Origin of the sequence: Sulfurimonas sp., from assembly GCF_041583195.1 — a bacterium.
Lineage (GTDB): Bacteria > Campylobacterota > Campylobacteria > Campylobacterales > Sulfurimonadaceae > Sulfurimonas.
Genome location: NZ_JBFHGL010000009.1, coordinates 72,321 through 94,401, shown reverse-complemented (window position 1 = coordinate 94,401; position 22,081 = coordinate 72,321). Strand labels below are relative to the sequence as shown.

At 33.4% G+C, this 22,081-nt stretch carries 23 protein-coding genes; 13 read left to right on the top strand and 10 right to left on the bottom strand.

The window, feature by feature from the left end; genetic code table 11:
• The first annotated feature begins 28 nt into the window (after positions 1-28).
• Genes ABZA65_RS09205 through trpC form a run of 4 tightly spaced genes read left to right on the top strand, consistent with a single transcriptional unit; the run spans position 29 to position 3,144 of the window.
• Complete coding sequence (locus ABZA65_RS09205) at positions 29-724, top strand: tRNA1(Val) (adenine(37)-N6)-methyltransferase (protein ID WP_373072912.1); 696 nt, start codon at positions 29-31, stop codon at positions 722-724.
• Positions 712-1,089, top strand: a complete 378-nt coding sequence (locus ABZA65_RS09200) for a YkgJ family cysteine cluster protein (RefSeq protein ID WP_373072910.1) — start codon at positions 712-714, stop codon at positions 1,087-1,089. Before ABZA65_RS09205 ends, ABZA65_RS09200 begins: the two co-directional genes overlap by 13 nt.
• Complete coding sequence (locus ABZA65_RS09195) at positions 1,082-2,362, top strand: tetratricopeptide repeat protein (protein ID WP_373072909.1); 1,281 nt, start codon at positions 1,082-1,084, stop codon at positions 2,360-2,362. The genes ABZA65_RS09200 and ABZA65_RS09195 overlap by 8 nt, the downstream gene beginning before the upstream one ends.
• A complete protein-coding gene (trpC, locus tag ABZA65_RS09190; protein ID WP_373072907.1) occupies positions 2,359-3,144 on the top strand; it encodes an indole-3-glycerol phosphate synthase TrpC in 786 nt (261 codons plus the stop codon). The genes ABZA65_RS09195 and trpC overlap by 4 nt, the downstream gene beginning before the upstream one ends.
• Position 3,145: 1 nt before the next feature.
• Here trpC and ABZA65_RS09185 read toward each other — a convergent pair whose 3' ends face one another.
• The gene (locus ABZA65_RS09185; protein WP_373072905.1) at positions 3,146-3,589 is read right to left on the bottom strand and encodes a GatB/YqeY domain-containing protein; all 444 of its coding nucleotides are present in this window, start codon (positions 3,587-3,589) and stop codon (positions 3,146-3,148) included.
• A gap of 66 nt (positions 3,590-3,655) precedes the next feature.
• Between ABZA65_RS09185 and flgH the strand changes: the two genes are divergently transcribed.
• From flgH to ABZA65_RS09165, 4 genes are all read left to right on the top strand, one after another.
• Positions 3,656-4,381: a flagellar basal body L-ring protein FlgH gene (gene flgH / locus ABZA65_RS09180; protein ID WP_373072903.1), complete on the top strand. Its 726-nt coding sequence runs from the start codon at positions 3,656-3,658 to the stop codon at positions 4,379-4,381.
• Positions 4,326-5,897, top strand: coding sequence for a hypothetical protein (locus ABZA65_RS09175; RefSeq protein WP_373072901.1), 1,572 nt, complete (start codon positions 4,326-4,328; stop codon positions 5,895-5,897). Before flgH ends, ABZA65_RS09175 begins: the two co-directional genes overlap by 56 nt.
• Before the next feature lie 139 nt (positions 5,898-6,036).
• The gene (locus ABZA65_RS09170) at positions 6,037-6,420 is read left to right on the top strand and encodes a PAS domain-containing protein (RefSeq protein WP_373072898.1); all 384 of its coding nucleotides are present in this window, start codon (positions 6,037-6,039) and stop codon (positions 6,418-6,420) included.
• A gap of 7 nt (positions 6,421-6,427) precedes the next feature.
• Complete coding sequence (locus ABZA65_RS09165; RefSeq protein WP_373072896.1) at positions 6,428-7,546, top strand: methyl-accepting chemotaxis protein; 1,119 nt, start codon at positions 6,428-6,430, stop codon at positions 7,544-7,546.
• Between the two features lie 52 nt (positions 7,547-7,598).
• Here the strand turns inward: ABZA65_RS09165 and ABZA65_RS09160 are convergent, their stop codons facing one another.
• The gene (locus tag ABZA65_RS09160; protein WP_373072894.1) at positions 7,599-9,137 is read right to left on the bottom strand and encodes a SulP family inorganic anion transporter; all 1,539 of its coding nucleotides are present in this window, start codon (positions 9,135-9,137) and stop codon (positions 7,599-7,601) included.
• Between the two features lie 119 nt (positions 9,138-9,256).
• Here ABZA65_RS09160 and ABZA65_RS09155 point away from each other — a divergent pair, with 119 nt between their 5' ends.
• On the top strand, positions 9,257-9,472 hold the full coding sequence (locus tag ABZA65_RS09155) for a hypothetical protein (RefSeq protein WP_373072892.1): 216 nt from the start codon (positions 9,257-9,259) through the stop codon (positions 9,470-9,472).
• An 8-nt stretch (positions 9,473-9,480) separates the two neighbouring features.
• Here ABZA65_RS09155 and ABZA65_RS09150 read toward each other — a convergent pair whose 3' ends face one another.
• Positions 9,481-10,059, bottom strand: a complete 579-nt coding sequence (locus tag ABZA65_RS09150; protein WP_373072890.1) for a hypothetical protein — start codon at positions 10,057-10,059, stop codon at positions 9,481-9,483.
• Between the two features lie 129 nt (positions 10,060-10,188).
• Here ABZA65_RS09150 and ABZA65_RS09145 point away from each other — a divergent pair, with 129 nt between their 5' ends.
• Complete coding sequence (locus tag ABZA65_RS09145) at positions 10,189-10,827, top strand: TetR/AcrR family transcriptional regulator (RefSeq protein WP_373072888.1); 639 nt, start codon at positions 10,189-10,191, stop codon at positions 10,825-10,827.
• Here ABZA65_RS09145 and ABZA65_RS09140 read toward each other — a convergent pair.
• A complete protein-coding gene (locus tag ABZA65_RS09140; protein ID WP_373072886.1) occupies positions 10,824-13,451 on the bottom strand; it encodes a valine--tRNA ligase in 2,628 nt (875 codons plus the stop codon). The genes ABZA65_RS09145 and ABZA65_RS09140 overlap by 4 nt on opposite strands.
• A 118-nt stretch (positions 13,452-13,569) precedes the next feature.
• Between ABZA65_RS09140 and ABZA65_RS09135 the strand changes: the two genes are divergently transcribed.
• Positions 13,570-14,706 carry a GGDEF domain-containing protein gene (locus ABZA65_RS09135; RefSeq protein ID WP_373072884.1) on the top strand — a complete coding sequence of 379 codons (1,137 nt, stop codon included), beginning with the start codon at positions 13,570-13,572 and terminating at the stop codon, positions 14,704-14,706.
• A 7-nt stretch (positions 14,707-14,713) separates the two neighbouring features.
• Here ABZA65_RS09135 and ABZA65_RS09130 read toward each other — a convergent pair whose 3' ends face one another.
• The gene (locus ABZA65_RS09130) at positions 14,714-15,529 is read right to left on the bottom strand and encodes a diguanylate cyclase (RefSeq protein ID WP_373072882.1); all 816 of its coding nucleotides are present in this window, start codon (positions 15,527-15,529) and stop codon (positions 14,714-14,716) included.
• A gap of 81 nt (positions 15,530-15,610) precedes the next feature.
• Between ABZA65_RS09130 and ABZA65_RS09125 the strand changes: the two genes are divergently transcribed.
• Entirely contained in the window at positions 15,611-17,698 is a 2,088-nt protein-coding gene (locus ABZA65_RS09125; RefSeq protein ID WP_373072881.1) for an ATP-dependent helicase, read from the top strand.
• A gap of 6 nt (positions 17,699-17,704) precedes the next feature.
• Here the strand turns inward: ABZA65_RS09125 and ABZA65_RS09120 are convergent, their stop codons facing one another.
• The 5 genes from ABZA65_RS09120 to ABZA65_RS09100 form a co-directional block, all read right to left on the bottom strand.
• The gene (locus ABZA65_RS09120; protein ID WP_373072879.1) at positions 17,705-18,106 is read right to left on the bottom strand and encodes a DUF3465 domain-containing protein; all 402 of its coding nucleotides are present in this window, start codon (positions 18,104-18,106) and stop codon (positions 17,705-17,707) included.
• On the bottom strand, positions 18,103-18,300 hold the full coding sequence (locus ABZA65_RS09115; protein WP_373072877.1) for a hypothetical protein: 198 nt from the start codon (positions 18,298-18,300) through the stop codon (positions 18,103-18,105). Before ABZA65_RS09115 ends, ABZA65_RS09120 begins: the two co-directional genes overlap by 4 nt.
• A gap of 75 nt (positions 18,301-18,375) precedes the next feature.
• A complete protein-coding gene (locus tag ABZA65_RS09110) occupies positions 18,376-19,455 on the bottom strand; it encodes a hypothetical protein (RefSeq protein ID WP_373072875.1) in 1,080 nt (359 codons plus the stop codon).
• Position 19,456: 1 nt separating this feature from the next.
• A complete protein-coding gene (locus ABZA65_RS09105; RefSeq protein ID WP_373072873.1) occupies positions 19,457-20,605 on the bottom strand; it encodes a GGDEF domain-containing protein in 1,149 nt (382 codons plus the stop codon).
• Between the two features lie 4 nt (positions 20,606-20,609).
• Complete coding sequence (locus ABZA65_RS09100; RefSeq protein WP_373072871.1) at positions 20,610-21,275, bottom strand: ABC transporter ATP-binding protein; 666 nt, start codon at positions 21,273-21,275, stop codon at positions 20,610-20,612.
• 201 nt (positions 21,276-21,476) lie between these two features.
• On the opposite strand from ABZA65_RS09100, the gene ABZA65_RS09095 reads away from it, so the two are divergent.
• Positions 21,477-22,067 (top strand): TetR/AcrR family transcriptional regulator, encoded by a 591-nt coding sequence (locus ABZA65_RS09095; protein WP_373072869.1) that lies wholly within the window; start codon positions 21,477-21,479, stop codon positions 22,065-22,067.
• Positions 22,068-22,081: the final 14 nt, after the last annotated feature.

Here is a 22,081-nt window from a genome sequence, read left to right as displayed (position 1 = left end):
TGCACAATTATATCAAAGAGGAGATTAAATGGTTCTATATCAGCCTGAATCAGGATACTGTTTTAACAGCGATTCTGTATTTTTGTATGATTTTATAGATTCGTTTAACCCCAAGGGTGATATGCTTGATGTAGGTGCTGGTAGCGGGATAGTTGGATTGTTATGTGCAAAAGATAATAATAAGATAAAATTAGAAGCTATAGAGAAACAAGAAGAGTTCTTAAAGTATGCAAAAAAAAATGCACTGGAGAACAATATAGACTATAAACTTTACCATGGTGATTTTGTTGAGTACAAATTTGAGAAAAAATATGATTATATAATTTCCAATCCACCATTTTATCATCATAAAAGTACAAAGAGTGATAACGAAATGTTATTTAATGCTCGCTATAATATCAATCTACCTTTAGATAAGTTTTTTAAAAAGGTATCACAAGTTCTAAAACCAAAGTCACATTTCATATTTTGTTATGATGCTTTGCATTTTGGTGAGATATGTGCAGAGCTTGCAAAAGTTAAAATGAGAGTAGTAGACGTACAGTTTGTACACCCAAAAATAGACAGGGCTGCATCTATTGTTCTAGTGCATGCAAGAAATGGCTCAAACGCTCTCATGAAGGTTCATGAACCTTTTATAAGTTTTGAGGGTGACGAGTTTTCAGACAAAGCAAAAGAGATATATAAAAAAGCGGGTACAGAAAGTTTAAAATGTCAGTTATAAAAAAAGAGGGATTCAATTTTACTTTTAACCCAAACGCTTGCAGTGAGTGTAAAGCTAGATGCTGTAGAGGCGAGAGCGGTTATATTTATGTAACTAAAACAGAAGCTACTGCAATATGTGAGTATTTAGATATTGATATGAGAGAACTTGTAGAGACATATCTTTTTAAAAAAGGTTATAAATACTCTATAAAAGAGAGAGTTGTAGGTGAAGAGCATGAGTGTATTTTTTATGATTCTGAGATAAACGGCTGCGGTATTTACGAAGCAAGACCTACACAGTGCAGAACTTTTCCGTTTTGGGATTATTTTAAAAACAGAGTTGATGAATTAAAAGATGAATGTCCGGGTATATCAGATGTATAAAGTTTTATTCTCTTTAGTAATGTTAATTTTCTTTAGTGGATGTTTTGGTGTATCTCCACAGGTCATAAATCCGAGTGAAAAGGTTTTTGAAGAGGAAGATATACTTATAATGATGGCACTTAGGGCTGAGCAGGTAAAAAGCTATGAAGCAGCATCCAGTGCTTTTAACGAGCTTTATGAACATTCATCAAAAAAAGAGTACCTTTACAGATCGCTTCAAAACGATCTACATCAGAAAAAATTTGAAAGAGTTATTAAAAGAGTTGATGAGGAACTTGATGAAAGTTTTGATGATTTTTATTTAGTCCGTATAAAAATTCTGGCTTTAATAAATATGTCTAAATTGGAAGAGGCTAAAGAGATAGCCCTTATACTGGTAGATAAGTCACAAAATATAAACGACTATATACTTGTAAGCGATATATATGTAAAACTATCAAAATACGATACTGCACTGAAATATTTAGAAGGTGCATACGCTAAAGATTATAATGAGAAAATTTTAGATAAAATTGCGATTATTCTTTATGTAAATCTAGAGCGAAAAAAAGATGCTATTGCGCATCTTGAAACTCATGCCAAAGTTCACGGTTGTTCTAAAATTATTTGTACTAGACTTATTAGCATTTATAGTAATGAAAACGATATAGATGCTTTGCTAAGAGTATATTTGAAGCTGTATGAGATAGATAAAAGTGAACAGGTCGCACAAAAAATAGTTCAGATATATGGTTATACAAAAGATTACATAAATTTAATAGCTTTTTTAGAAGAGAATCAAAATGATGATAGACTTCTTTTGCAGATGTATACGCAGGTTAAAAACTATGCTAAAGCCGCACCTTTAGCACAAAAGCTTTACGATAAAACTGCGGAAATTTCTTATCTTGGTCAAAGTGCCATATTTGAGTATGAGGCATCTAAAGATAAAGAAGACAAAAATATGCACAAAAGTGTAATAGAGAAGCTGAAACAAGTTGTGCAAATTGAACCAAAAGCACTCTATTTTAACTATTTGGGATATCTTTTGATAGATCATTCAATAGATGTTAAAGCAGGACTAGGCTATATTGAAAAAGCCTTGCAGGAACAACCGGATTCAGTTTTTTATCTTGATTCCAAAGCATGGGGTTTTTATAAACTCGGTGAATGTAAAAAAGCTTTTAAAATTATGAAAAGAATTGTAAAAATGGATGGCGGGGACGAAAAAGAGGTTCAAGACCATTATAAAACTATAAAGAGATGTTTAAAAACTAAGAAAGGTAAAAATTGATTTTAGACGATATTATTAAAAAGACAAAAGAGGATTTAGAAAAAAGAGAAAAAGAGTTCTCTCTTGATTGGTTAGGTCGATCTTTAGCATTTAACGCAAGACAACCTCGTGATGTAATCCCTTATTTAAAAGCAACAGAAGAAGATCCATATAGAATCATTTCAGAAGTAAAAAAAGCTTCCCCTTCAAAAGGTGTTATTCGTGAAGATTTTGATCCTTTAGCTATAGCACAAAATTATGAAAAAGGTGGAGCAAGCGCAATATCCGTTTTAACTGAACCACACTTTTTTCAAGGTGATCTGGAATATTTAGCAGGGATTAGAAGATATGTAAGTATCCCTCTTTTAAGAAAAGACTTTATAGTATCAAAATATCAGATTTTAGAAGCTTTAGTTTACGGTGCTGATTTTATTTTATTAATAGCTGCAGCACTTAGCAAGGGAGAGTTAAAAGAGCTTTTAAACTATGCAAGACACTTGGGTATGGAGGCTTTAGTTGAGGTTCATGATAAAACAGACTTGGTCAAAGCTATATATGCAGGAAGTGATATTATAGGAATAAACCATAGAAATCTTCAAACTTTTGAGATGAATATGAATTTAAGCTATGAACTAATTCCACTTATTCCTAATGGTAAAATTATTGTAGCTGAGAGTGGTATTTATGAACATGGTCAGCTTGAAGATTTATCAAAAGCAGGAGTTGATGCTTTCTTGGTTGGTGAGTCTTTAATGCGTCAAGAAAATGAAGAGGAAGCTTTAAGAAAGTTAAAGTTTGGTTAGCCTAAGCTAACAAACTTTTAACGCACTCGTTAATACGTTTACCATCAGCCTTTCCGGCTAATTCTTTTGAAGCAGTTCCCATCACTTTACCCATATCTTTCATACTTTGGGCTCCGACATTTGCAATGATAGTTTTTAATGCACCCTCTAACTCTTCATCACTAAGTTGTTTTGGAAGATAAATTTCATATACATCTATTTCACTTTGCTCTTTATCTACCAGATCTTGGCGATCAGCTTTTTGATATTGTTCTATAGAGTCATTTCTGCTTTTTACCTGTTTTTGTATAATTTTTATTACATCATCATCAGTTAATTCTTTTCTTTCATCTACTTCTATTTGTTTAAATGCTGATGTTAGAAGACGTAGAGCATCTCTTTTTTTTACATCTTTTGCTTTCATGGCCTCTTTTAAATCTTGGTTGATTTTTTCTCTTAAACTCATTGAAATCCTTTGGAACTAAAGTTGCTAGGAATTATATCTAAATAATAAGACAGGTAAAGAAAAAATATGATCAGACAATTTTTAACGATTTTGATACCAATTTATGCTATACTTTTTTTGAACGGATGTACAGCTGATTTAATGAAACCAGAGATAGATTTTGAACCACCAAAATACGTAGAACAAATGCCTCCAAAAGAGGACAAACAGGACTTTATATCTACAGGCAGTATTTTTGGTCAAGGTGATAACCCTTTGTTTTCAGATCATAAGGCTATGCATGTGAACGATATAGTAACAGTGGAAATATCTGAAGCAGCTGCGGCTTCTAGCAGTGGTTCTAAAGATTTAAGTAAAAATGACAGTACAGGCTTAGGTGGTGGTCTTTTTGCAACAAACACCAGTACAAGCGGAAAAGTTAATAAATACATAGGAAAAATGAACAACTTGGCCGATGTCGGTTTTACATCTACATCTGAGAATGCTTTTCAAGGTAGCGGTAGTGCTACAAAAGATGCGTCTTTTAACACTACAATATCTGCGAGAATAGTAAAAGTTATGAAAAACGGAAACTATTTTATATCTGGAAAAAGAGAGATACTTGTAGATGATCAGAAGCAGATTATTCAAATCAGCGGAGTTATTCGTCCATATGATATTGACCAATATAACAACATTAATTCTTCACAGATTAGTGATGCAAAAATATTATATAAAACAGAGGGGGATATAGATCGTGCAACAGAACAAGGATGGGGTACACAAATTATTCAAGCAGTTTGGCCTTTTTAGTTTAACACTAGCACTAAGTTCATCACTTTTAAGTGCTGGTTCATTTGAGGACTTTAAACGTTCTCAAGCTGAAAGTTTTAAAAAATATAAAGATGAAAGAGACGTAGCTTTTAACAAGTTTTTAAAAGCACAATGGAAAGCATATAACGCTCATAAAGGTGTAAAGGTTTATGAAGAACCAAAGCCTGAAAAAATTCCCGCTGCAAAACCAAAAGAGATTGAAAAAGTCGGTCCTCTTGTTCATATTAAAGTTCCTAAGGTTGTAAAAAAAGTTCAACCAATGCCTATGCCAAAAGTTGAACCAAAACCTGTAATTCAACCAAAACCTAAGGTTGTTGAAAAAACTATTGAGCAGCCAAAAGAAAAAATCATTGAAAAGGTTATTGTAATTCCGACTCCTGAAGTTGAAAAGCCTGTAGAAGTTGTAAAAAAAGATATTAACTTTGATTTTTTTGGTACATCTGTAGGTTTTAATATTTCACAAGGTTTAAAAGATGCGAACTTTTATCCTACAAATCAAACAGGTATTGCAAACTATTTTGATAAAGTAGCTTCTAGTGAGTACAAAGGCTTAATTGAAGATGTACAAGAACTTCAAAAAGAGTTGAGTTTAAATGACTGGGGGGTATATCTATTAGTAAATGAGTTATCAAAAAAAGTTTATTCAGATAACGATAATTCAAAGCTACTTGCATGGTTTATATTTAATAAATTAGGTTATGCAGTTAAGGTAGGTTTAGCTAATAAACATGTTGTTCTTCTGCATTTTGCAGACAAAATAATATACTCGACTCCAAACTATAGTTTTGGTAAAAACAAATTCTATGTAGTATCAAACTATGCTAAAGGGAGTGTAGGTAGATTATATTCTTATGAACAAAATTATCCTGGAAGTGATAAACCTCTAGACTTATCACTAGACAAACTTCCAAGTTTGGCAGAAAATTTAAAGTCAAAAGAGTTAGGCTTTAAAGGTTTAGGAGATGAATTTAAAGTCTCAATAAACTACAATAAAAATTTGATTGATTTTATGGGTACTTATCCTCAAGCTGATTATGAAACTTTTTTCAATGCACCTTTAGAAGATGCTACGTTTGCTCAGTTAGCTGAAGCTATCAAAAAACATGTTGATGGAAAGAAGATGAGTGAAGCTTTAAATTTTGTGCTTCATTTTGTGCAAAAATCGTTTAAGTACGAAATGGATAATCAACAATTTGGACGTGAAAAAGTTATGTTCGCACAGGAAACACTTTATTATGATAAGTCTGACTGTGAAGATAGAGCGGTGCTTTTCTCAAAACTTGTTAAAAAACTTTTTGGAGTAAACGTAGTTGGTGTAAAATATAAAGACCATATGGCAACTGCACTTTATATCCCAATGGATGGTGATTATGTAAAAGCAGGTTCTAAAAAATTTGTATTAGCTGATCCAACTTATATAAACTCTAGTATAGGTCAGAGCATGCCAAAATATAAACCTAAAAAGCCGGAATCATTTATCGTGGTTAAAAAATAGTCACTTTTTGTGATATTTTTATCACAATTTTAGGCATAATATTATCTTATAAAGATTCGATTAAGATGTTAGAAGGTACTATTGATGAATTTAATTTCAAATGGTACTTCAGACTAATGGATTAATAAGGGGATAAGATATGGCAGAATATGTACTTAAAAGTGACGATTTTTTAGTATCTCAAACAGATGCTAGAGGAAAGATAATATTTGCAAATGATGATTTTTGCAAAATAGCAGACTACACTATAAGTGAATTGATAGGAAAACCTCATAGTATTGTAAGACACCCCGATATGCCAAAAGATGCATTTAAAAGTCTTTGGGATGTGGTTAATCAGGGCAAAGTGTGGACAGGTTACGTAAAAAACAAAACTAAAAGTGGTGATTTTTACTGGGTGTTTGCAACCGTATATCCTATGAAAGATCCGCATACAGGTGAAACAACTTATATGTCATGCAGAAGGAAGCCTTCAAAAGAAGAGATTGAAGATGCAGAATCACTGTATAAGACAATGAGTTAGAAAGCCGATGAGTAACTTTCAAAAAAATATAATAATCACTTTATTATTTACCATTACTCTTGTTTCCATGTTTTTAATGGAATCAAACATAGTACCTGCAGTTTTACTTATTATGACTTTTATATTAGTTGTAGTTTTATATAACCAAAGTGGAAGTGATTCATTGGCTTATATTGATCAAAAAAGAATCGAGTTAATCGAATTAATGGAGTTTAAGAGAAATAAAATTTCGTTAAATAAAGAAACGACAAATGAATCTGAAAAAAACTTCAATAAAATAGTGATGACTTATCAAGAAGCAGTTTTATCAGATACTCGTGTTGCAGGTGAAATGACTCTTCTTGCAGATAAGGTTTCAAAAGGTCATATGAGTTGTAGAGTTGTTGCAGACAGTAAGACTCCTTATGTACATGCTCTAAGAAATTCCATGAATAACTTAATGGACTCTGCAGAGGGAAATTTAGATAATGCAATAGCTACACTAAAAAGGTTTGCTGAAGGTGATTTTGGCGCTAGAAGTGAAGTGAAAGTTGAAGCTAAAATGGCTGAACTTTTAAGTAATATTAACTCATTAGGTGAAGCTCTGCAAAATATGGAACAGCAAAATGAACAAAGTAAAAATCATATACTTGAGACTTCAAATGAGTTAAATGCAACTATTGATGAGATTACAAATACTACTATTATAGAGTTAAAAGATATGGTTAATCATACGGTTGATAGGGTATATGGTGTGTCTGATAGTGAAAATGAACTGGTTGATAATCTTCAAACATTAGTTAGTAATGCAAATGAAACTAAAGAGATATTAGCTACTATAGGTGATATAGCAGACCAAACAAACTTACTTGCATTAAATGCTGCTATTGAAGCTGCACGTGCCGGTGAACACGGTCGTGGATTTGCGGTAGTTGCCGATGAAGTTAGAAAGCTTGCTGAACGTACACAAAAATCTCTTGCTGAGACTTCAGCTACAACAAACGTATTGATTCAGTCTATCTCCGATAGTTCTATGGCATTAAATGCTAATGCAAAAGAGATTAATGATGTTTCTGATGAGATAAATAATGTTAGTGATAAAATGGATGAGATTATTGCTACGTTAAATGGTTTAGCAAATAAATAAAAAATATCTTTCTTTTTGGTAGCCGAATGGCTACCTTTTTTCTAAAATTATCTTAATAGTTATAAGCAACTTTGTAAGTTGGATCGTCTACTTCGTATGAACAGTGTGGGCCCGCTTGTTTTAAAATAGCTTTACAGTCTTTACTTAGATGACGAAGTAGTAGGTTTTTACCTGCATCTTGGTATTTTTTGGTTAGAGCATCAATCGCTTCTACACCTGAACTATCCATAACCCTTGCATTTTTGAAGTTGATAACAACTTTTGGAGGGTCATTTGGTACATCAAAGTTGTCTCCAAACGTTGTAGCACTACCAAAGAACAGTGGACCATCAAGCTCGTACACTTTTGTTCCATCAGCTTCTACATTACTTTTTGCATAGATCCTAGCGTGCTTCCATGCAAATACAAGTGCAGAGATAATTACACCAGCAATTACGGCTACTGCAAGATCTTCTACTACAGTAATAACTGTAACAATTACCATTACAAAAGCATCGCTCCTTGGCATATGTTTTATATGAGAGAAGCTTGACCATTCAAATGTTCCAATACTAACCATAAACATAATTCCAACTAAAACCGCAACAGGAATAATGTTTAATATGTCTGTCAGAGATACTACAAGTATTAATAGCCCCACAGCTGCCGTAAATGATGAGAGACGTCCAAGACCGCCTGAAGTATAGTTGATAATACTCTGACCAATCATTGCACATCCAGCCATACCGCCAAACATACCACACGTAACATTACCTGTACCTTGAGCTATACACTCTTTATTTGCACTACCTCTAGTTTCACTCATCTCATCTAAAACACTAAGTGTAAGAAGTGACTCAATAAGACCTACTAGTGCTACTATAACTGCATAAGGTAAAACCATAAAAATAGCATCTATATTAAATATATGTTCTGGAAAGATGAAAGATGGCAGTTGTCCAGCAAATTTGCTTAAGTCCGTTAGTTGACCTACTAAAAGAGTATTTGTACCTGTAAAATAAACAGCTAGAGTAATAAGAACAATTGCTACAAGACCAGATGGTACCGCTTTTGTGAACTTAGGTAAGAAGTACATAATAAGCATCGTTACAAAAACAAGTACATACATCATGCTCCCTTGACCTTCAAAGAACTTAAACTGAGCAGATGCTATAACAATAGCTAAACCGTTTACAAAACCATACATTGCAGGTTGCGGAACAAGACGGATGAACTTACCTAGTTTAAGTGCACCGATTGTTATTTGTATAAGCCCTGCTAAAATAGTAGCTAAAAGTATATAATGAAGCACTCCCATTGCTAATGCTTCACCTTCGAGCCCTGTAGCTTTTAGCATTGTATTTGCCTCAAGACTAAGCCCGACTAAAACTACAGCTACAGCTCCTGTAGCACCTGAGATCATACCAGGTTTACCACCGATAAGTGCAGTAATCAGACCTAGTATAAAAGCAGTATAAAGTCCAACTATAGGGCTAACTTCAGCAATAAAGCTAAACGCTATAGCTTCAGGAACTAGTGCTACTGCAACAACAAGACCTGATAATATGTCGTTTTTTACATTTGATGTGTCATATTTTCTTATATCAAACAAGTTTTTACCTTTTAAAGCAGGGTATTTAAAAATTTTGGAATTATATCTAATTAGTTATGAAGATTAGCTTGTCTATGATAAAATGGTTATATTAGTAAAATCAATACAAAGGTTGAAAAATGCAAGAGAGTGCAACACAAAAAGATCTGGCAAACCGTGTAGATGAGATTAGGGGAGAGCTGGAGCTATTATTTAAGTCAAACCTAAAAATAACGGACTGGAATGTCCCTGAAGCAGATGATCAAAATGCTGCAGAGATATTAGTAGCTATTCTAGAAGAGAAGCTGGCTGAAATAAAAGAAGACGTTAAAAATAGAAAATACGAGAACTATTAACAGTATCTTTATACAATCTTTTCCCTTTCTAATTGAGCAACAATAGCTTTTATCTGTCTTCTATGGATAAAGGTGTGCATAAACATAAAAACACTCCATTGGAAATTATTAAATTCAATAAACCAAGGATGTTTCTTTGTAGCAATTGATTGTTCTTTAGAAAGATTGTTTATGAAATTTTCATACTTATGTGAAAATGCAAGAAGATCTTTTAGAGAGTTTTGTTTATTTTCAAATGGCTTAACCCCTTCAACAGTTATCTCTTTTTCAAATTCCTTCTCTTTTGATAGTGTATCTATAACACTCATAATCCCATAACCTGTAATTGTAAGATGCTCTAAAACCATATTTACAGAAAATTGCCTGCTGTGATCTTCAATAGCAAATGTCCTATCTATAATGGTCTTTTGTTGCAGAGCTTTATCTTCTAAAGAGATGATCAGTTTTGTAATCTTTTGTATTTCCTTTTTATACATATATAGTGCACTATTCCAAGTGAATATATTACTTGTAAGTGGTACAAGTATATTTTTAATAAAAAGACGTTCAATATTTGGTAATCCGCTGCCTGCTTTTTGAAGTTCCATAAGTATCCTTACTTAAAATATATAAACATATTAAGTTAAAAAATATAAAAAAATACTTAAAAATAGAGTAATTACTCTAAAAAATAGAATATTTGTAGAATTAATACTCTAGATACGATATAATTTTATATGCAAAATAAAAAACGCTCACTTACAAAAGAGAAAATAAAAAATGCCGCTATAGAGCTTTTCAATACAAAAGAAACAATCTCGATCACCACAAATCATATTGCAAAAGAAGCCGGTATATCAAGCGGTAATCTTTATTACCACTATAAAAATAAAGAGGAGATCATAAGAGATATATATTCCGATATGTCGGCACGTTTTGAATCTTTTAATAGTTTTGAGCAAATACTGATAAGTGAGAACCCATTAAAAGAGCTCTCAGAGATGTTTGACAAATATGGTGATATGTTTTGGGATTATAGGTTTTTAATGAGAGATTCAGCTTTACTTATGGCACTGGATCCAGAATTAAAGTCCATGTTTGCAAAAAATCAGGAAAAAAGAATTTTGCAGATTGAAGGTCTTTTAAAATATCTGATCTCTCAAGAAATTTTAGAGGGTATATCTGCTGAGCAGTTAAATATGAGAGCGAAAATGCATTGGTTCATATCTGCATACTGGCAAATTTTTGCTTCGACAAGAGGTGAAGTAACGAAGGACTCAATAAAAGAAGCCAAAGAGATGATCTTTGAGCTTCATATATTCCCATTCCTTTCACAAAAGGGAAAAGGTTTAATGAAAGAGGCTAAATCTCATTAAGCTTGAAGAGAGTTTAGTTGTTCCTCTACTTTTGCTTTTTTAGCTTCTGCATCAGCTAATTGTTCACGATTCTTAGCTAGTACATCTTCTGGAGCATTGGCTACGAATTTTTCATTATTTAGCATACCGCTAAGTTTTCCAATCTCTTTATCTAACTTCTCGTTTTGTTTAGTCAGTTTGTTGATGATCGGTGTTAAGTCGATAGAATCAGTCGGTATAAAAGTCTCACATTTATCTGCAATGTCACTTACCGCATCTTCAATTTTGCTATCTGTGAAGATTAGTTCTTTTTCAACTTTAGCAAGTTTCATTATAAACGGCTTCATAGTCTCTTTATCTTCATCGCTCATGCCATCAACTTTTACATAAGCTTTGTCTATTTTCTGGTTAGCCATATCTACTAAAACTTTTGCACGACGGATCGATACGATCGCATCCATAATGATCTCGAACTTATCTTCCTCTTTACGTCTTTTAGTTTTGTAAGGGTACTCTTTGATCATTATAGATTCGTCACTATCTAAGTTTGTTCCGCTTAACTCGTGGTAAAGGTACTCTGTAACAAACGGCATAAATGGGTGAAGAAGTTTCATAGACTCTTTAAATACAGCACCAAGTTCTACAATGGCACCTTTATCAGCTTTAGAAAGCTCAATTCCCCAGTCACAGAATTCATTCCAGATAAATCTATAGATAACTGTAGCTGCATCGTTAAATTTGTACTCATCTAATGCTTCACGAACCTCTTTTGTAGCTTGGTTAAGACGAGATGCCATATACTTACCAAGGTCTGTTTTTAAACATAGTCCTGCTAAATCAGGGAAAGTGTCAACATTCATCTGAAGGTATTTACTTGCATTGTAAAGCTTGTTTGTAAAGTTACGATTTAGTTGAAGCTTTTCTTCACTCATACGGATATCACGACCCTGAGCTGCTGAAATTGCAAGTGTAAAACGTAAGATATCAGCCGAGTATTTATTAACCATATCAAGAGGATCAATTACGTTACCCTTAGATTTAGACATCTTCTGACCATTCTCATCACGTACTAGTGCGTGTAGATAGATGTGGTTAAATGGGAGTTCACCCATAAAAGATTCACCCATCATCATCATTCTGGCAACCCAGAAGAAAAGGATGTCAAAACCTGTAATTAAAAGAGCATTTGGATAAAACTCTTTTAGATCTTCTGATTTAAACAGTTTGTCCATCTCAGTATCGCCGTTACCCCATCCAAGAGTTGAGAAAGGCCATAGAGCTGATGAGAACCAAGTATCAAGCACGTCAGGATCTTGGCGTACATTTTTAGATGCACATTTTGGACATACATCTTCTGAGTCTTCTAGAGAAGCCCACTCATGATCACAATCATCACAGTAAAATACCGGAATTTGGTGTCCCCACCAAAGCTGACGAGATATACACCAGTCACGAAGATCACCCATCCAAGAGTTGTATGAGTTGATCCAGTGTGGTGGGAAGAATTTTGCTTCACCGTTGTTTGTCTTTTTGATAGAACTGTCAGCTACTTCATTTCTTACAAACCATTGTTTAGAGATGTAAGGCTCAACTACGTTTTTACATCTGTAACAGTGTCCTACTTGGTGTTTATGATCTTCTATTTTAACCATAAAACCTTCTTCTTCAAGGCGTTTTACAATTACATCACGTGCTTCAAGACGTTCTAAACCTTTAAACTCACCTGCATAGTCGTTTAGAATACCTTTTTCATCAAATACAGTTATAAACTCTAAGTCGTGACGCTTTCCAACTTCGTAGTCGTTTTGGTCATGCGCAGGTGTAACCTTAACAACACCAGTTCCAAATTCCATATCAACATGTTCATCAGCGATTATGCTTACTTCACGATCAAGTAACGGCAGTTTGATTTTTTTACCGATTAGAGCTTTATAGCGCTCATCTTCAGGGTGAACCATAACAGCAGTATCACCAAAATATGTCTCAGGTCTTGTTGTAGCTACTTCAACATGACCGCTTCCATCGGCAAACGGATAGATGATGTGGTAAAACTTACCGTCAGTATCTTCGTGTTCAACTTCGATATCACTTAATGCACCATCGTGTGTACACCAGTTAACCATATAGTTCCCACGAACAATAAGACCTTTGTTATATAGGTGAACAAATGCTTCTTTAACTGATTTTTGAAGACCCTCATCCATAGTAAAACGCTCGCGCTCCCAAGCAGGTGATACACCCATTTTACGAAGCTGATCAGTCATAATTCCAGCAGATTCTTCTTTCCAAGCCCATGCACGCTCTAAAAATGCTTCACGACCAATCTCTTCTTTTGTAGTGCCTTCAGCTAAAAGTTGTTTTTCAACAACGTTTTGAGTAGCGATACCTGCATGGTCAGTTCCAGGCTGCCATAGAGTTTTATACCCGTCCATACGTTTATAACGAGTGATGATGTCCTGTAGTGTAAATGTTAGTGCATGACCGATGTGCAGACGGCCTGTTACATTAGGTGGTGGCATCATGATTGCGAAATTTTTGTTCTCTTTTTGAATCTCTTTATTTCCATCAATCTCGAAGTATTTTCTATCTTCCCAAATTTTGTAATATCTATTTTCTATCTCTTGTGGGTTGTAGCCGTTTGACATATTCTTTTAGCCTTAATTATGTTATTAAAATTTCGCGATTATATCTAAAAGTAGGTGAGCTCTAGCTTAGATACTCGCTTTGAGTTAAGTTATGAAATATTATGATAAAATATATCCTATGAAGAAATATAATCTAACAAACCTTTTATTGGCAAATATAGATGTTAAAACCTACGAGCCTATTTATAGAAAAATGGTTCTTCTTTATATCATTTTACTGGCTACTATAGTTGGTTTTGGATTATTTTCTGTTTTAAACATGTTTGTTTTAAACAACTACTTTGTGTCTATTTTAAATTTTATATCATTTTTAATTGTAGCGTATGCATTTTATCACCTAAGAAAGACAGGTACTATAGAACTTGTTTCAAATATAGTTACTGCAAATATTTTTATTTTTTTACTATTGTTGGTGTATTTTCAAGAGGGTAAGGACTTTACTTTTATATGGACAATATTTCTTCCAATAACGGCTATACTTTTAAACGGAAGTAAAAAAGGTACATTATACAGTGCAGTGTTTTATCTTATATTCTTTAGTATGGCTTATAGCGGCATAAATGTTTGGCAGGATGGACATTGGACAAGTGTCAGTTTTATCCGTTTAATATTTGCAAGTTTGATACTTGTTTATGTTCTTTATCTAATTGAACAAAGTTTTGAAAAATCATATATAGCGCTAGAGGAAACAAGAAGTAAAGAAAAAGAGTATCTTGAACAGTTACATCAAATTTCAATTACTGATCATTTAACAGGTCTTTACAACAGAAGAGAGTTAAACAGCATATTTCAATCAACTTTTGAAATGGCAAAAAGCAGTGAAAAATATTTCGCTTTTTTTATTTTAGATTTGGATTATTTTAAAGAGTATAACGACAACTACGGTCATCATAAGGGTGATCAGGTCTTGATTGAAATTGGAGCTGTTTTAAAGAAAAATCTGCGCAGAGGGATCGACAATGTTTTTAGATTAGGCGGAGAAGAGTTCTCTGGTTTTTTAGTTTCAGATTCTGAGGAGAATATATTCAACTATATTGAAAAAATTCGTAAAGATATTGAAGAGTTGAAAATAGTCCATGCTAAAAACCCTCATAAGTTTGTTACTGCATCTTTTGGTGTATCTGTAATTAAAAAGTATAACATCATAGATTTTGACTTTATTTATAAAGTAGCAGATGAGTTTTTATATGAGGCTAAAGATGCCGGCAGAAATACAATAAAAGGCTCTATTGTAGACTTTTCATGTGAAATATAATTAGACATTAATAATTAAGTCTTTTCATCTCCTCTTTGTTTTCATACATTTTTTTATCTGCATCTTCTAAAATATTTGAAAAAACATCATCTATTTTAAATTGAGATATACCGATTGAAAAACTAACTTTAAACTCACCGTCTTTTGCTTTTAATCTTTTGTTTGTTACAAAGTCATTGATTTTGGTTATTCTTGAAAAAACATCTTTGAGTTCTGTTTGTTCATCAAAAAATATTAAAAATTCATCTCCTCCGTATCTTATAACGTCACCTTTTGTTTTTTTAAGGTTGTTTGCAATAAATATAAGTACTTTGTCACCTACGGCATGTCCATGAGTGTCATTAATATCTTTAAATGCATTTATATCTATAATTACTATCGTACCGCCTGAAGTAAAGTTATCATCATCTTGGTGAAGGTAATGATCTCTTAACCATTTTCTGTTGTAAGCACCTGTTAGCTCATCTTTATAAGCGATCTCTCTCAGACTTTCTATTTCACGTTTAAGTTGCTCTGTTTCTTCTAAAACCTTACCCAAACTTTTTTCGTCTTTTTGTTTAATTGCATCGATAGCTTTTGATGTAGAGGCACTTAGTTTGATGGCATTTTTACTGTTGTTTTCTCTCATCTCGATTAGATTTCTACATTCTATATCTAAAATTTCCTGAGAGATTTTTACTTCTTCTGAGATATCTAAATGATGAGACTTTGCTTTTTCGTTAAAAACGCTTGTATATACAGAAGGTGTAACTATTGACATAGAGTCTACAGCTTCTAGTGTTTCTTTTGAAATAATTCTTAAAAGTTGTTCATCAGTATTCATTGTATTTTCTTATTATATAGCTATTTACAAGAATTATAGTAGATTAAATTGAATTCAAATTTAAAACTGTATAATTCCGCCATGCCTTTATCACGCCTAAATCAAGAACAATACAATGCTGCAACTTCGAGAGACAATGAGAACCTGATCATAGCCTCAGCCGGTACAGGAAAAACATCTACAATCGTAGGAAGAATTGCATACCTTTTAAACTCTGGCATAAAACCAAATGAGATACTGCTTTTAACTTTTACAAATAAAGCAGCAGCCGAGATGGTGTCGCGTGTTGCTGAGTATTTCGGTAAAGATGTAGCAGGTAAAATAGATGCTGGAACTTTTCATGCGGTAAGCTACAGATGGCTTAAAAAATTTGATAAAAAAGTTGTTCTAAAACAACAGCGTGAGTTAAAAACACTATTTAGAAGTGTGTTTGAGAAACGTTCATTTATGAACATAGATGCAGAAGTTCAGCCATATGGTGGAAACTATCTGTATGATCTTTACTCTTTCTACCAAAATACGGAACTTACTAATGATTTTGAATCTTGGATCATAGAAAACTACCCTGAACATGAGCTGTTTGCCTTAATATACGCAGATGTAGTTGATGAGTTTGAAAAACTAAAACAAGAGTATGGTTTTGTAAACTTTAACGATCTTCTTTTAAATTTTAGGGATATGTGTAAAACTAAAGACCTTGGCTACAAAGAAGTTCTTGTAGATGAGTACCAAGATACAAACGCGCTTCAAGGAACGATCATAGATGCTATGAATCCTCCGTCACTCTTTTGTGTCGGTGATTATGATCAGAGTATATATGCATTTAACGGAGCAGATATAACGATCATCGGATCGTTTAATACAAAGTTTCCTCAGGCTAAGGTTCATACTTTAACTAAGAACTACCGTTCATCTCCGCTTATTCTATCTCTTGCATCTAAGGTGATCGAACATAATGAGCGCATCTATCCAAAGCAGCTTGAAGTAACAAGACAAGGTAACTTTGAGTCTCCTAAACTTTTAGCATATGATGAGCTTTTTGATCAGTACCATGCTATAGCCACAAAAATACGTGACACTCAGACACCTCATGAAGATATTGCCGTGATCTTTAGAAACAATTCAACGGCTGATGGGATCGAAGTTGGTTTAAGAGAACTTGGAATAGGGTGTAAAAGAAAGGGCGGTACAAGCTTTTTTGATGCACGTGAAGTTAAAGCAGTACTTGATCTCTATACTCTTTTAGTAAATGAATCTGATATGATGGCTTTTATACATGTATTTGAGTTTGTTAGAGGTATAGGTTCAGCCATGGCCAAAGAGATGTATTTGGCTTTAAAAAATGTTGGTAACGGTAGCATGATTTACGGTCTTTATGCACCAGATGAATCTATAAAAAATCCTTTTGAAAAGCGTAAGTTAAACCATCAGTTAGGATTGTTTGATGACTTTTTAGAACTGGGTGCCGTTGGTAAATTTGCAAAGCTCGGGTTTGAAGCAAAGTTTATGAAAAACCCTGTGTTAAAACACCCAAAACTTACAAAAGATTCGGCTACTTTTTTACATAACTTTTATCTGCTATTTCGTAGTTTAAAAGGGATCAAACAGCCAAGAACGATCGTAAAGAAAATATACGAATCCGATCTGTTTGCATATATATCTGACGTGCTTAGTACGAAAAGAGCTACACTTAAAGACGGCACGATTGACGAGAAACAAAAAGCAGACTCAAACACAAAGATAAAGCGAAAAATGCTTCTGCTTGAAGACCTTTCACGCCCGTATGATAACCATGAAAGATTTTTAAATGCAATGATCCTTGGATCATCCGATCTAACGCAAGGGGAGGGTGTAAACCTTCTTAGCGTTCACGCTTCTAAAGGGCTTGAGTACAAAGAAGTTTACGTGATTGATCTTATGGATGGGCGTTTTCCAAACCGCAAGCTGATGCAAAGAGGCGGAAGTCTTGATGAAGAGAGACGACTTTTTTATGTAGCCGTTACTAGGGCTAAAGATATACTCTACCTAAGCTATGCAAAGTATGACAAGATCAAAAAGACAAACTTTGTAGCGAGTCAGTTTTTATATGAAGCGGGGCTTGTACCTAAAGATGAGAATTACCGTGCACTTATCCAAAAAGAGATGGACAAGATGGATGAAGAAGCTTAAATATATTTAGTCGTAAGTTTTACCTCTATGTTTTAACCAACCGTGAACGTGCCTGTTTTTAGGATCTTTATGTGTCCAATGAATAACGCCGCCTTTATGGTTCCATTCATATTCTCCATAAAACTCCACTGTATCACCAATCTTTAGATTTGAAATACGATTTGATAAATCTATATTATGGGATATAAGCAATGTTTGATTACTCTTTAGTTTTACAATGAACTTTTGATGTCTAGAACCTTTATTATCATCAGGTAATATACGGATAACTGTCCCACTACCTTGAATTTGAAGGTCACTATATTTGTTTTGATAAGCTTGATGAAGCTTTGCATCATTTGCTAATACATTTATAGATATAGCATATAATAAGAATGTGAAAATTAGTATTTTATTTATATATATCATTTCTTTTTATACTCTTCATACGTTTTTGTATTAAGATTTTTTAAACATTCATCAACTGCACTGGCTGGTTTACGATGACAGTCTTGTTTTGCACTGCTTTGCCCACCTTGATACCAAGCTTTATATGTACATCCTGTAAACAAAGCCATAAAAAGAATTATTGGTATAAATATTATAAGTTTTTTTGTATTCATTTTAAGTATTTCCTTATTTCATTTTGTCCAAATAGCATTGTATACTATTTGACTTGATATTATCTAAATTAGTTTTTAAAAAGAAAGCTGCCATTTAAGGTAGTAAGTTTCATCATCCTGAGCCATGACCCCAATTATAAACGAGTTATAGTCGTTTAGTGTATAAGTTAGTGTTGCAGAACTAAACGGATCATAAGAGTCAAAACTATCTATGTAGAGTATTGAGCCGTCTAAAAATATATTAAACGTGTAAGAAAGACTAGCCCCTGCATAAAACTTCGAGTTTGTCATGTTTTGGATGATCTCTGAGTTTAGGTTTGAAAGTATCTGCACGTCATTAAACTCTTTTGAGCTGTAAAGTGATTCAACTGTAAGGTTTACACCGTTTACAAAACCATAGTCAGCTCCGAAAACAGCCTGATAAAACTCCGTATCTTTAGGGACAAAGTTGAGTTTTGAAGATATATATGCACCCTCACTTCTAACTTCAACTCCCGTGTCAAAAAGGTTAGCTTCAAGCTCATATCCTACCATCTTTGTCTGATCACTAACAAGCAGGTTTATTCCAACTTCAACTTGTTCTAAAAAGCTTTTAAATCTTGCTGCATATTTAAAACTTTTATCATCTCTAATAGAGCCGATAAGACTGAGGTCGCTTGCATCACTCATATGTCTTGTATAACTCATGGCAGTAACGCCAAACGTTTCATCAGGCTCTATTGCATATATGTTTTTAGGATTAAAAAGATTTGTCGGGTTCCAAAACCTTCCAACACCCATAGTAATGTTTTGAAGACCTATGCTTAGGCGGTTTTTGTTATCTTCATAACCACCGTACAGTCTGTATAGTTTTGCATAGGTTTCACCTTTGCCGTAATCCTTGAAGTTTGTTTGGGTAGATACAGGTGTGTCGGATTTTATAGTTTTAAACAAAGCAAACTCAGTTGAATCTATATAGCTTTTTCCATAGTAGTTTACACCATCAGCAATCATGGTTGTAAAGTATTGATCCTCTGCATAGTTTAGGTTTAGTCTTAATCGGTTGTAGTTGTATGAGTAGGCTTCGTTGACCTGTATATTTGAGTTTTCAATTTTGTAGTCCACATCGGCAAATAAAATAGATCCAAATAAAAGTATGCTTAGTAAACTCTTCATATTATGAATACACTATTTGGTTTCGCCCATTTTCTTTAGCTTTATATAGTCTTGAATCTGCAAGATCAAATATCCTTACCTCTTCATCCAAGATATTGGGTATCATAGTGCTTAAACCTATGCTTACAGTTAGGTAATCAGATACTTCTGAACATGCGTGTTCTATCTGTTTAGAAAGTACATTTAAAGATATTCTTTGTGCTATGTTTAAAGCCTCCAGCTCATCTGTGTCGCGTAAGATAACTACAAATTCCTCTCCACCGTATCTTGAAGCTAAATCGATGTCTGAGCGGATGTTCTTTTTAAGAATTTTAGCAATTTCCAAAATACATCTGTCACCCTCAGAATGACCGTAGGTATCGTTATACTGTTTAAAAAAGTCTATATCTATCATAAGCAAAGAGAGCGGTTTTTTCTCTTCATGGTGCCAGTTCCACTCTTGTAGTAAAAACTTGTTCATTGATCTTCTGTTATGTATTTGAGAAAGCTCATCTATATCTGCTAGATGAGATAGTTTATTGTTAGCAAGTTTCAAGTCTGTTGCAAGTTCTTCGTTTTGAAATCGAAGTTCGAGTAGATTTACCAAATGGTTGTGAAATTTTAGTGATGTCATGTACATTAATATCATATATATTATGATCAAAAATACAAGTTCGTAAGGTAGACCGCTACTTTGTTTTATAGTTGAATATAAAAGCATAAGTATTGGAGGTATGTAAAAAGCCAGGTATGATACAAATACGGAAGAGTTAGTGTTAAAAGCTCCTGCTGTGATTCCGACATACAAAATAAACAGAGCCAGTTGATGAGAAGCACTCCAGGAACTATCTAAAAACAGAGCAAGTGTACCCCAAGAGACACCTGAAATGAATGTTGATACTATGTAGATGTTTTTCCACTTGTTTATATCGAAATTTGTTTTGTAGATTTTAGAGAACTTCTTTACATAAAACAACCTTACAAGATAAATAGATACATTTACACAAAGCCATATAAACAACATGCTATGCTCTATGGCATTCCATAAAATTGCCAAAATAATAAAAGATGATACTACCCCTAAAATCTGGATAATACTACCTTGAGCATAAAGAAGTCTGACTTGCTCTCTTTGAACCCTTTTATCTGAGCTTATAGGTAAAAGTTCCATTTTCTTAGAGTACCTTTCCATCTTTAAGGTGAATGACTTTTTTTGCTAATTCTACAACATAATCATCATGTGAAGCAAATAAAATCGTTATTTTTTCTTTTTCGTTAAGCTCTTTCATCATCTTCATAAGTGCCTCTGAGTTTTTATGATCCAGATTTGCCGTTGGTTCATCTGCAAGTATGATCTTTGGTTTTGTTGCAACTGCACGGGCAACTGCAACGCGCTGCTGCTGTCCTCCGCTAAGTAAGGATGGAAGAGAATCCAGCTTGCTTTTGATCTCTAAAAGCTCTGCAAGTTCATCTACTCTTTTATCTATCTGTTTACTGTCATAACCTTGAAGGCGCATAATAAACGCTATGTTTTCTTTTACACTCAAAACGGGGATGAGGTTGTACGCTTGAAATACAAAGCCCATTTTCTCTAAGCGTATTTTTGTTTTTTCTTCATCACTTAGATGTGCCAGTTCATTGCCATCGAGATATATCTCACCACTTGTTATATTGTCAAGTAAACCTACAGCATTTAAAAGTGTAGTCTTCCCGCACCCACTTGTACCAGTAAGTACTGAGAATTCACCGTCTTCAATCTTTAAGTTGACATCATTTAGAGCATGAACTTCACGTTCTTCACCTTTGTAAAAGTATTTTTCTACATTTTTGAGCTCTATCATAATCCATACCTTTAAGCAATTGTAAACTGCATAACCTTATCTGTAATATTTTAAAATATTTTATAATAACATACAGTTCTATAATTTTATCTGTAATATATTTTGATTTTTGTTTTTTTTTAAATAAATTCATAAAATGAATTAAGTTCATTTTATGAATTACTGCACTAAAATGACTATAAGAGTTCAAAGGAAAAGTGCATGAGTTTAAAAAAAAAAGTAAAAGAACTAAAAAGAGACTTAATACTTGAAGAAGCGTCAAAACTCTTTCAAAAAGAGGGTTATGAGAATATGAAAGTAGCTGAATTAGCTTCTAATGTAGGAGTGTCGGTTGGCTCTATTTATACGCTTTTTGGTTCAAAAGAAAATCTATATAACAACTATATACTGAATCAAATTGATTATTATCTGGAGATGTTAGAAAAAAATATTAAAGATGTAAATGACCCGTATGAAAAACTTAAAATTCTAACAAATATTAAGTTTCAAGCTTTTATCTCTCATAAAAATGTACTGCATTTAGGTGTAAATCATCCTTTGTTCTATGTAAATACTTACAACTTTGCCGATGAAGACGATGTAATGATGGAAGTATATAGATTTATCAGCGAAAATATTATGGAGCCTTTGAGAAAACACATAACTACCTCAAAGAGTTCATTGGAAATGACATTATTATATGATAGTATTAGTACTGCCATGGTTAAACACTGGGTCATTGTAAATGATGACTTAATGCAAAAAAACGATGAACTTTTAGAAAGTTTTTTATTACTTATTAAAAACAGATAGGAGGGAGTGTTATA